The following is a 9,053-nucleotide window of genomic DNA, read 5'->3' as shown; positions in this document are numbered from 1 at the left end:
ATGGAGTGGTGCTGTAAGAAGGGGTTTATCGTGCGCTTACGAGATGCTGGACTCTAGCAGGTTGAACACGAGATGGGTAGAGCTTTTTGGGAAGAGATGACGCAGGGACCATTATTCAGACCGGAGTAACTTCTTACTTCACAGGACAAGGCCCTGACTTTACTTTGGTTGGGCCTTGTCCATCCTTCTTCTTATTTGGTTTGCCACAAAATCCAATACCTTTCGGACATGCTTTTCGCCATGGATTCGAATATCTTCTCGAAAGTTTGAGATCAACCGCGCGTCCTCGGGCGACAGCTGCACGACCCCCTCGATCCAGATTGTCGCTGCGTGCGTAACGCTTTCAGACGTTTTGACAGCAACATCCAGCGGCCAAACCCGGACTGCCCCACATCCGTCGTCAGCAAGATCCGGCTCTGGTTCCGGAACAATTCCGACAGCTGCCGTGACCGTTCTGAACCCGTTTCGAAACACGATAGAGATCCCCGCTTGAACGATCGTTCCAGGCGCAAGGCGCAAGGTTTGCGCCCCGGTCGCAAGATCCCCTTTTAAGCACGTGTCGTTGACAAGCGGCCTGGATCGACCGGACAGGACGACGTTGTTGTGCTTGCTGACATAGCACTGTCCGTGAACGACGCACGCCCATGTTTTGACCTCCTCCACGTCCGGCAACCAGTCCTTCTCTTGGCCGCGGCCGTCCACGAACAGGACATCCGGCTTGATCGTGACGTTCACCAAGCGCTCGTCGGTGGTGGAGGCATTCGGCGCCGCAAAAATGTTTCTGATCGTTTCCCTATTCAGTTCCATCTTTTTTCTCCGTTTTTTTGTGGCCCCCGCCTCCGAAGGGACCGTTGAACAATCCACGGTTCTAACTTTCGACGAGGCATTCCCTGATTATCCTTGCCACCTTGTCCATGTCCCGTATCGGGAACAGGCTCATGATAGCGGGGCGGTATTCGGACCGCTTTATCTTCTTCTTTTCGGGCACCAACTCATCTATTTCTTCATTCTTGGTTTTTGTTGGGTCCAGCTTCGCCCTATGTCTAAGTTGTTTCATAGTTGAAGTTGTTATTTCAATTGGTTGTTGTGGTTGTTGTTGCGCGATGTCCCAAACGTAAAAATCCCTGGCGCTGACCGGATTTTGCTGATTAAAATACGACTAAAAGCGGTAATACGAAAAAAAAGATTTTATACGTCGAGAAGAGTGCTGGGAAAAAGGGGAAGAAGAGGGAAAAAGAAAAGCCCCCGAAGTGGGGGCCAAGGAGGGCTGACGAAGGACGGGGATCAGTCGTCGGCCTGTTGAGATTTAGCTGGAACGTCGTGGACTGCGGCGTATGCACAGTTGTCTGAGAATGTGAGGGTGAAAATGGGCTGATCGTCGTGCATTGTGACTGTCTCCGTCGCGTGTCCGCACAGCCCCTCGCCGACAACGGCAACCTGGTTGTCGGAGGTCATAGAGACCAGGATCTTCGTTGACCAGTGACAGTGTGGGCAGTCGATGTCGATTGAGATGATCCCGTTAGGCAAAACCGGGAGCGAGAGGGTATGTTTCTCGGTCAGCTTGTGAGAGGGGTGGCTCATTCTGCGGTCCCTCGAACGTGTCGGACGATCAGGAAATCGTGGAATTTGCTTCCGTGCCCGTCGAGGCGGAATTGGCCGACGAGGAGACGAAGGTGAGGACAGCGGGTTGACGTGTCGACCTCGTATTGTGGCTCCATGTCTCGCAGGTATCCACGGACTTTGACCTGCGTTCCACAGTAAATACAACGGTTTTTGATTGTTGCAGGGCCGTCTTCGGGGATCCGTCTTCGGACCTCGGTCAGGTCAGGGATGGAGTCTCGGCCAGTCATCTCGAACCCGGCTTTGTAGACGGTCGCCGGCGTTACGATCGGCGACCTGAGGCATTTTTTTGCGAGTGCCTCGTAGTGTTCGATGCTATCGATCGAAGCGACTCGGCCTGTGTATTTTGCGATATGGCGGCCGTGGACCGTATCGTCGAGGAGGCACGTAGCAGACGCGTCGGTTGTCAGGACGGCCGGGTGGCCGATGTCATAGCCGGGGAGGTCGTGAAAATGGACGGTGCCAAATGACTGCAAAACGCGGAGGCTGCGCATCAAGTCGAGGATATCTTGGCCGTCCCAGATGAGATTTGTGGGGCGGATTCCGCCAGGGATTAGGCCACGGCTCTTGAGGTCGTTGACGGCGTTTCCAAACTCGTTGACCGTCATTCCAGGGGTTGAGATATGTAGGAATCCTGCCCGGAGATTGATCTCTGATGCAAGGGCATCGGGGACCGAGAACAGTTCAGGCCACGAGCAAAGAATTTCCTGCTGGAACGCGTCGTTTTTGTCGATTTCACCGTTCTCCAGAGACCCTGGGCGGCGTGATTTCCTAATCATTTTGTTGTCCATTTTTCCCTCCTTACATTTCATCGACTGCTGCCCGGAGCATATCGCCAAGTCTCTTTTCTCGTTGCCGTCCAACAATCATGTCACCGGTGAATATATCGAAAACCAGTGCCATTTTTTCTGATTTTCGCATTGCGTTGTTGTGCGCTTTAATAACATGTGCCGGAGCATCGTCGGTCGGCTCCCATTGTCCGACATGGAACGTGACGTAATGAAGTGAGCCACCGTCGGGCAGGAATTCGGCGACAATATCTCCGTTATCTTCGAGGTAAAGATGGATCCCCGAAAACAGCTCGAACAGAGAATACCTGGCGGTGACACCGGCCCTTATCAGCTCGGCGAAGGTTGTCTCGTCGAGAACGACGTGTTTCCGGCTTATTCCGCACATAGTTAGCACTCCCTGTTGACGATGAATTCGAGGAGAATCTCTTGGCTCTCGAACAGTTCGTCACGAGACAGCGCGATCTCCGTCGGCACCTGCGGATCAGTCGTCATCAGCGACTCGCGTGTGTCGAATCCGGCGAACACACGCCCGACATGCCTCCCACTCATAGGATCAAGCGAAATCTGGAGATGGTATAAGATCGCACCAGGAACAGCCACAAGGACCTCACTAATAACAAGGCCGTCAACTTGCGGAAGCGCATCGATCAGCGCCTGACGATCTTCGGCAGCCGCAATCCGTTCAACTTCCGCTTCTAAAAAATCTGATATCCGCACATAACCCCCGTCGTTGCGGTTTCCGGCCAGAACTGGCCGACGAATCGAAATCATAGCTCGATTCGCCGTGGCGTCAACGAGAAAAAAGAAATGAAAAGAGGAGTTTAGACTCTTATTTGTGGTTGCGGGTGGTTGCGGACTTTGGCGGTGGCCAGGGGGCGGATGGGGGTGGTGGAGGACTATGGCTGCGGTTGATTGAAGATGGGTGAAATGAATGCTGGAAAAATGTGTGAACAAAGTGTGGAACGGGGCCATGCGGCAGGGTGCAGTTTTGCGCAGTTGTTCACACTTTGTACCACACTATTTCAATAACTTACTGAAATCATAGGGCTATGATNACGGGGCCATGCGGCAGGGTGCAGTTTTGCGCAGTTGTTCACACTTTGTACCACACTATTTCAATAACTTACTGAAATCATAGGGCTATGATCACGCCTGCTAAGCGTGTTATGGGTGTAAAGCTCATACGAGGGTTCAAATCCCTCCTTCTCCGCCAGATATCAAGGGGTTACGCCAATCGGCGTAACCCCATGTTTTTTGCCCTGCGTATTCCTTTCGGCCCCTGCGCGGGCGATCCCATTCGGACCGGGGAAAATGGGATGCCGATTCCCCTTCATCACGTTTTGCGATAATTTCGCTTTGAGAGGTTGCGGATATGAATCACGACGTACTTTTTCATTTCGATCACGACCGTCAGGCCCTGGACATCACTTTCAGCAATATCAGGAACTACCTGGCCGCCTTTCCCGGGGACAAACCTGCCGTAGCCCTGGTCGTCAACGGCCCGGGCGTGCGCCTTCTGGACCGTGAGGGCGAGTACGCAACCCGATTGCGCGAGATTCTCGACCAGGGCGTCGCGGTCAAGGTCTGCAACAACGCTTTGCGCAATTTCGAGATCGACCCCGAGCGGCTGTGCCCCGGATGCGTCGTGGTTCCCGCCGGAGTGGTGGAAATCGTGGAGTTGCAGGAACGGGGCTTTGCCTACGTGAAGCCTTAGCCGACCGCCTTGCGCGGCCCGGTCGCACATCGTCCGCCCCTTGCAGATGCGGATCAACGATAGTAATTGGTCGCTTGAGTAATGTCTCATGCCCTTTCCGTCTGCCGGGAGAGGGGCGGAGGGATGTGCTTTCGGCCGCCCCGGATTATTCGGCGGATTTCCGGTCGGCGTCCGAGGTGTCGTACAACATGCGGGGGGCCAGAACGATGCAATATACCGATTCTCTTCCCGCATATAATGCGGAAAGCCTGCTGGTCCATTCCCGTCGGGCGGAGCTTCTCAAGGAATGGGCTGCGGGGTTCAAGTCCATCAATCTGAATCCTCGTCAGCTCTGCGATCTGGAAATGCTCCTCAACCGGGCCTTTTATCCTTTGGACGGATACCTCGGCCGCATGGACTACGAGTCCGTGCTTGAGTATATGCGCCTGAGCGACGGGACCTTGTGGCCCCTGCCGTTGTGCCTGGGCGTGAGCGCCGAATTCGCCGCAGGCCTTGAAGAGGGCGAGTGCGTGGCCGTGCGCGACGCCGAGGGCTTCATGCTCGCCGTGCTGACCGTGTCCGACGTCTGGAAACCGGACCTTGCGGCCGAGGCGAGGGCCATACGCGGCGAGGGGGCGTGCCCGGGACAGGCGGAAGGTTGCGGTTGCGGCCTTGCCGAGCCGTGGTACGTCGGCGGCCGGGTGGAGGGCGTGGCTCTTCCCCAGCGGTACGATTTCACCGAGCTTCGCATGTCCCCGGCCGAGGTTCAGCGTTTTTTCGCCCAGAAAGGCTGGCGAAAGGTCGTGGCCGTACAGGCCGGGCGCCCGCTGCATAAGGCGGACCGGGCCATGCTCGAGGAGGTCGCCCGGGATGAAGGGGCCAGCCTGCTTCTGTCGCCGCTGCTTCGGCCGTCCCTGTATTTTTGCGTGGACCATTTCAGCTTGGTGCGTAGTTTTCGGCAGTTCGCCGAGACCTTTCCCCGAGGTGTGACCAAGTTGAACCTGACCCCGTGGTTCGAGCGCCACATGGGGCCCAGGGGCGCATTGCTCAGGGCTGTGGTCAACAAGAACTACGGCTGCACCCATATGCTTGTCTGGGATACCGCCAAGGCCGACCCGAAGCGGAATGCCCTGTCCAACGAGTACGAGGCGCACATTCGTTGGCTGGCGGACCATCGCGCGGATACCGGCATTATCCCGGTGGCCGAGCATTGCATGGCTCTGGACCAGTCCACGGGACGATACGCGCGTTCGGACTCAGGTGGGCGATGCGTCAACGACCACGACGCCGTGGTGGACCTGCTTACGCGCGGCGAGCCCGTACCGGAGTGGATGTCCTTCCCCGGTGTGCTCAAGGAATTGTCGCACCTATACAAGCCGCGCTGGAAACAGGGGTTCACCCTGTTCTTCACCGGATTGTCCGGGGCGGGCAAATCCACCCTGGCCAAGATCCTGTTCGTCAAGCTTCTGGAGCTGGACAGCCGCCCGGTGACTTTGCTCGATGGCGACATCGTGCGCACCAACCTGTCCAGCGAATTGTCCTTCAGCAAGGAGCATCGCAACCTGAACGTGACCCGTATCGGGTTCGTGGCCAGCGAGATCGTCAAGAACGGCGGGGTGGCCATCTGCGCGCCCATCGCGCCTTACGCCGAGTCCCGGCGTCATGCCCGGGCGGCCGTGGAGGAGTATGGTGGGTTCGTCGAGATCCATGTTAATACGCCGCTCGCCGTCTGCGAACGGCGCGACCGCAAGGGCATCTATGCCAAGGCCCGGGCGGGCCTTCTCAGCGGGCTGACCGGGGTGGACGACCCGTATATCACGCCGGAGAATCCGGAATTGCGCATCGACACCTCGGAATTGACACCCAATGAAGCGGCTCACGAGGTCCTGCTCTATCTGGGCGAGCGCAAGTATCTCTGATTCCGGGACAGTTGGCGGGACGTTCGGTCCGGGTGTGGCAGGAAAGTGCTGGCATCCAGGCGTGTTGCGGACATTGTTCGGCGCCGGGCGGCAGGAGGGGCGTCGGGTGGTGGTCCGGCCAGATTTCGTGGGGATGTCGGAAGGTCTTGAAATTGCATCAGGTCCGACATAGAAGTAACAAGCGTCAATCTCTTTAATTTTGAGCGGTGGGGAAATGGTCCAATTCTTGGCCCAGTCCAATTATTTGCGCGAAGTGCAGCGCACCTTCGGCGGCGGCCATCTCGATGTTTCGGAACTGCTGTTTCGGACATTGTGCGTGGCGGTGCCCATGGCCGTGGTCTATGTCCTGTGGCGCTATCGGCTGCTCATCTTCCACATCGTCGGGCGCTGGGTTGCCCGTCTGTTCCGTCGGCGCAAGCGCCGCGCCGTGGAGAACTACCTGGTCTCCCGGTGCGTGGTCCTTGAAGTCTGCCTGTACGTCGGGGGCGGGGTGGGGCGGAAGCTCTGCAACGCGCGCGTGTCCAGCGTGGCCGGAGGCAGGATGCAGCTTGAGTTGCTCGACGCGAATCCCACCGTCACCGGGCTCGAATCCCAGCCGGTTATCTGCTTCACCCGGCCCTTTTCCTATTCCGGCAAGCGCATCAATGCGTTCACCACCCTGGTGGCTGGCATGCGCAGACGCGGCGTGGTCCTCAAGGAGCTGAGCCTGCTCACGCCGGTGCGTTACCGATTCATTCTGCGTCGTCGGCATATCCGCCAGCGGATAGCCCGTGAAGGGGCGGTCCGGGTTAAGGCCTGGAGCGGCAAAAAGACGCGTACCTTCTGGATGTCCCGGCCGGAGTTGCAGACCGTGAACAACCCGGCCCGTTATGACGATCGCACCCGGCTGTCCGTGGAAAATATTTCGGCGGGCGGCATGCGCATGTACGTCATCAATCCGAAAAGTGGGATGCCTGCGTTGGAACGGGGCAGCCAACTGATTTTGCGGGTCAGCATCTGGAGCCCGAAGACGCGCAAGTACTCGTTCTTCACGGCCCTGGGCGTCGTTCGCAGCCGCTTCTCGGGACGCGGCGGGGCCATAGGAATGGGCATCCAATTCCTGGCTGAAGGCGAAATGGTAAACGGCCGCTACACGTGGCGCACCGTGCATGGTGAGATTCCGGCTCTGGCGCAGTTCCTGGCCAGCATTGAGGAATAGACTATTTTTTGCGGCACTCCGGGCACAAGCCGTAGAGGTACATCTTGTGCCGAATGAGGGTGAAGCCGTGCTCCTTGGCCAACTGTTCCTGGCGGCGCTCGATGACTTCGTCCACGATCTCGATGTTCTTTCCGCAATTTTCGCAGATGAGATGGTCGTGGTGATCCTTGCCGTAGCTCGGCTCGTAGCGGGTTACCCCGTCGGCGAAATCCAGGGGTTCGATCAGGCCGGAGTCGCTGAGGAGTTTGAGGGTCCGGTAGACCGTGGCCTGGCCGATGGAAGCGTCGCGTTTTTTGACCAGCGCGTAGAGTTCCTCGGAGGAGAGGTGGTCATTTTTCCTGAGCAGAGTGTCGAGGATGACCCTCCGTTGGGGGGTCATCTTCAGGTTCTCGTTAGCCAAATATTCAGCAAAGACTTCTTGCGGGGTTTTCATGGGATATCCCGTCGTTTTGTTTGAATTTCAGTCAATTCTTCCCATACGTGAAGCGGTGGATCGTGTCAAATGGGAATCGCCCTGGCGGGAATTAGTCCCGCCGATTTTCCGATTCCCTTTTGCTTCTTGACATTCCGGGATACGGTTTCTACAAACAATTTCCCGCAAATCGGCGTCCGACCTCACGCCGATCCCCACAGGAGAGGTGGCAGAGCTCGGTTTAATGCGCTGGTCTTGAAAACCAGAGACGGGGCAACTCGTCCGGGGGTTCGAATCCCTCCCTCTCCGCCAAAATACAAAATCACTTTGCCTCATAAAGTGTCATAAGCCCTCAAAATGAGGGCTTTTTTGTTGGCTTTGTCGTCTCGCTAGGTGTCCTGACGTAGCGGGTAAAGGTGGTAGAACTGATGGTAGAAATCAAATTTGTTCCGTTGAAGTTATACCACTCGGAGTTTTTCTATGCCGTTAACCGATGCGAAGATCAAGGCAGCCAAGGCAAAGGACAAGCAGTACACACTCAATGGTGGGGAAGGGCTTTCGCTTATAGTCTCTCCCAAAGCGCAAATGCTGGAAGCTGCGCTATCAACGGGGATGCGTGCGGAGCTATTCCTTGGCTCCTACCCTTATGTATCCTTGCAAGACGCCCGGACAAAACGGGGTGAACTCAAATCCCTTATAGCTAGAGGGATCGATCCATTGAGAAAGCGAAAAGAGGATAAGCGCAGAGCTAGTGGGAGTGAGGAGTTTGAAGCAGTTGGCCGAGAATGGTTTGATAAGCAAGTCTGGGTGGAGCGATAGCCATGCCAAAACGACCTTGGAGCGGATGGAGAAGATTATATTCCCTTTCATCGGGAAACGTCCTGTGTGGAACTTGGCGTTGAGGATATGTTGGAGTTGTTCAGCGTTGCGAAAGGCGCGGTGCCGTGGAGACAGCCAGGAGAGTGCGGCATATTATGAGCCAGGTATTCCGCTACGCCGTGGCCGCTGGTCGAGCTGAGCGCGATCCTGCAGTCGATATTAAGGTGCAATCTCACCAGTGAGGAAGGTCAAGCATCACGTCCCTATCACTGCCCCCAAGAAGATAGGGCCACTCTTGCGGGCAATCGATGCTTTTCCCGGCACTCTAGTTATTCATTGTGCCCTTCGTCTGTCCCCAATGTTTTTTTGTACGGCCTGGGGAACTTGGGCAGGCTAGCCTGCCCAGAGCTTGAAAAGCCCAATTTTTCTCACTGCCTGTGGTCCAGAGAAGGGGACAAGTTCATGGCTCATACTACTAACATTCGATGTGGGCCAGTTTCCGGGGGCAGCTCGGGGATGTCCTTCAGCCGGACCATGTGACCGCGCCGGAAACCGGGCCCCTTGCTTTGGCCGGGCACGATGCGAGTGATGTCGTGGCACG

At 56.7% G+C, this 9,053-nt stretch carries 11 protein-coding genes and 1 tRNA gene; 6 read left to right on the top strand and 6 right to left on the bottom strand.

Going from position 1 to position 9,053, the window contains the following annotated elements; translation table 11 throughout:
- Positions 1-159: 159 nt before the first annotated feature.
- The 4 genes from J0909_RS05945 to J0909_RS05930 form a co-directional block, all read right to left on the bottom strand.
- Positions 160-807 carry a hypothetical protein gene (locus J0909_RS05945; RefSeq protein ID WP_207261286.1) on the bottom strand — a complete coding sequence of 216 codons (648 nt, stop codon included), beginning with the start codon at positions 805-807 and terminating at the stop codon, positions 160-162.
- 770 nt (positions 808-1,577) lie between these two features.
- Positions 1,578-2,411: a hypothetical protein gene (locus J0909_RS05940; RefSeq protein WP_207261285.1), complete on the bottom strand. Its 834-nt coding sequence runs from the start codon at positions 2,409-2,411 to the stop codon at positions 1,578-1,580.
- Between the two features lie 10 nt (positions 2,412-2,421).
- Positions 2,422-2,796: a hypothetical protein gene (locus J0909_RS05935; RefSeq protein ID WP_207261284.1), complete on the bottom strand. Its 375-nt coding sequence runs from the start codon at positions 2,794-2,796 to the stop codon at positions 2,422-2,424.
- Positions 2,797-2,798: 2 nt separating this feature from the next.
- Positions 2,799-3,182, bottom strand: coding sequence for a hypothetical protein (locus J0909_RS05930; protein ID WP_207261283.1), 384 nt, complete (start codon positions 3,180-3,182; stop codon positions 2,799-2,801).
- 601 nt (positions 3,183-3,783) lie between these two features.
- Here J0909_RS05930 and J0909_RS05925 point away from each other — a divergent pair.
- The 3 genes from J0909_RS05925 to J0909_RS05915 all read left to right on the top strand — a co-directional run bounded on the left by J0909_RS05925 (position 3,784) and on the right by J0909_RS05915 (position 7,221).
- On the top strand, positions 3,784-4,125 hold the full coding sequence (locus J0909_RS05925; RefSeq protein ID WP_207261281.1) for a DsrE family protein: 342 nt from the start codon (positions 3,784-3,786) through the stop codon (positions 4,123-4,125).
- A 206-nt stretch (positions 4,126-4,331) separates the two neighbouring features.
- Complete coding sequence (gene cysC / locus J0909_RS05920) at positions 4,332-6,023, top strand: adenylyl-sulfate kinase (protein WP_207261279.1); 1,692 nt, start codon at positions 4,332-4,334, stop codon at positions 6,021-6,023.
- Positions 6,024-6,237: 214 nt separating this feature from the next.
- Entirely contained in the window at positions 6,238-7,221 is a 984-nt protein-coding gene (locus tag J0909_RS05915) for a hypothetical protein (RefSeq protein ID WP_207261277.1), read from the top strand.
- 1 nt (position 7,222) lies between these two features.
- Here the strand turns inward: J0909_RS05915 and J0909_RS05910 are convergent, their stop codons facing one another.
- Entirely contained in the window at positions 7,223-7,654 is a 432-nt protein-coding gene (locus J0909_RS05910) for a Fur family transcriptional regulator (RefSeq protein ID WP_207261275.1), read from the bottom strand.
- A 199-nt stretch (positions 7,655-7,853) separates the two neighbouring features.
- Here J0909_RS05910 and J0909_RS05905 point away from each other — a divergent pair.
- The 3 genes from J0909_RS05905 (at position 7,854) to J0909_RS18640 (ending at position 8,694) form a co-directional block, all read left to right on the top strand.
- A tRNA-Ser gene (locus J0909_RS05905) sits at positions 7,854-7,945 on the top strand.
- Positions 7,946-8,113: 168 nt separating this feature from the next.
- A complete protein-coding gene (locus J0909_RS05900) occupies positions 8,114-8,452 on the top strand; it encodes an integrase arm-type DNA-binding domain-containing protein (RefSeq protein WP_207261273.1) in 339 nt (112 codons plus the stop codon).
- A gap of 155 nt (positions 8,453-8,607) precedes the next feature.
- Complete coding sequence (locus tag J0909_RS18640) at positions 8,608-8,694, top strand: hypothetical protein (protein WP_502757431.1); 87 nt, start codon at positions 8,608-8,610, stop codon at positions 8,692-8,694.
- A gap of 225 nt (positions 8,695-8,919) precedes the next feature.
- Here J0909_RS18640 and J0909_RS18635 read toward each other — a convergent pair whose 3' ends face one another.
- On the bottom strand, positions 8,920-9,030 hold the full coding sequence (locus tag J0909_RS18635) for a hypothetical protein (protein WP_502757430.1): 111 nt from the start codon (positions 9,028-9,030) through the stop codon (positions 8,920-8,922).
- Positions 9,031-9,053 lie beyond the last annotated feature (23 nt).

Origin of the sequence: Desulfovibrio sp. Huiquan2017 (assembly GCF_017351175.1) — a bacterium.
Classification (GTDB): Bacteria; Desulfobacterota; Desulfovibrionia; order Desulfovibrionales; family Desulfovibrionaceae; genus Pseudodesulfovibrio.
Note: the sequence above shows the minus strand (reverse complement) of the source record. Positions and strands in the feature narration are given on the sequence as shown.

Excerpts from the sequence above, each read along its gene's own strand:
- J0909_RS05945 (WP_207261286.1), bottom strand. The coding sequence starts at position 807 with ATGGAACTGAATAGGGAAACGATCAGAAACATTTTTGCGGCGCCGAAT.
- J0909_RS05940 (WP_207261285.1), bottom strand. The coding sequence starts at position 2,411 with ATGGACAACAAAATGATTAGGAAATCACGCCGCCCAGGGTCTCTGGAG.
- J0909_RS05935 (WP_207261284.1), bottom strand. The coding sequence starts at position 2,796 with ATGTGCGGAATAAGCCGGAAACACGTCGTTCTCGACGAGACAACCTTC.
- J0909_RS05930 (WP_207261283.1), bottom strand. The coding sequence starts at position 3,182 with ATGATTTCGATTCGTCGGCCAGTTCTGGCCGGAAACCGCAACGACGGG.
- J0909_RS05925 (WP_207261281.1), top strand. The coding sequence starts at position 3,784 with ATGAATCACGACGTACTTTTTCATTTCGATCACGACCGTCAGGCCCTG.
- cysC (WP_207261279.1), top strand. The coding sequence starts at position 4,332 with ATGCAATATACCGATTCTCTTCCCGCATATAATGCGGAAAGCCTGCTG.
- J0909_RS05915 (WP_207261277.1), top strand. The coding sequence starts at position 6,238 with ATGGTCCAATTCTTGGCCCAGTCCAATTATTTGCGCGAAGTGCAGCGC.
- J0909_RS05910 (WP_207261275.1), bottom strand. The coding sequence starts at position 7,654 with ATGAAAACCCCGCAAGAAGTCTTTGCTGAATATTTGGCTAACGAGAAC.
- J0909_RS05900 (WP_207261273.1), top strand. The coding sequence starts at position 8,114 with ATGCCGTTAACCGATGCGAAGATCAAGGCAGCCAAGGCAAAGGACAAG.
- J0909_RS18640 (WP_502757431.1), top strand. The coding sequence starts at position 8,608 with ATGAGCCAGGTATTCCGCTACGCCGTGGCCGCTGGTCGAGCTGAGCGC.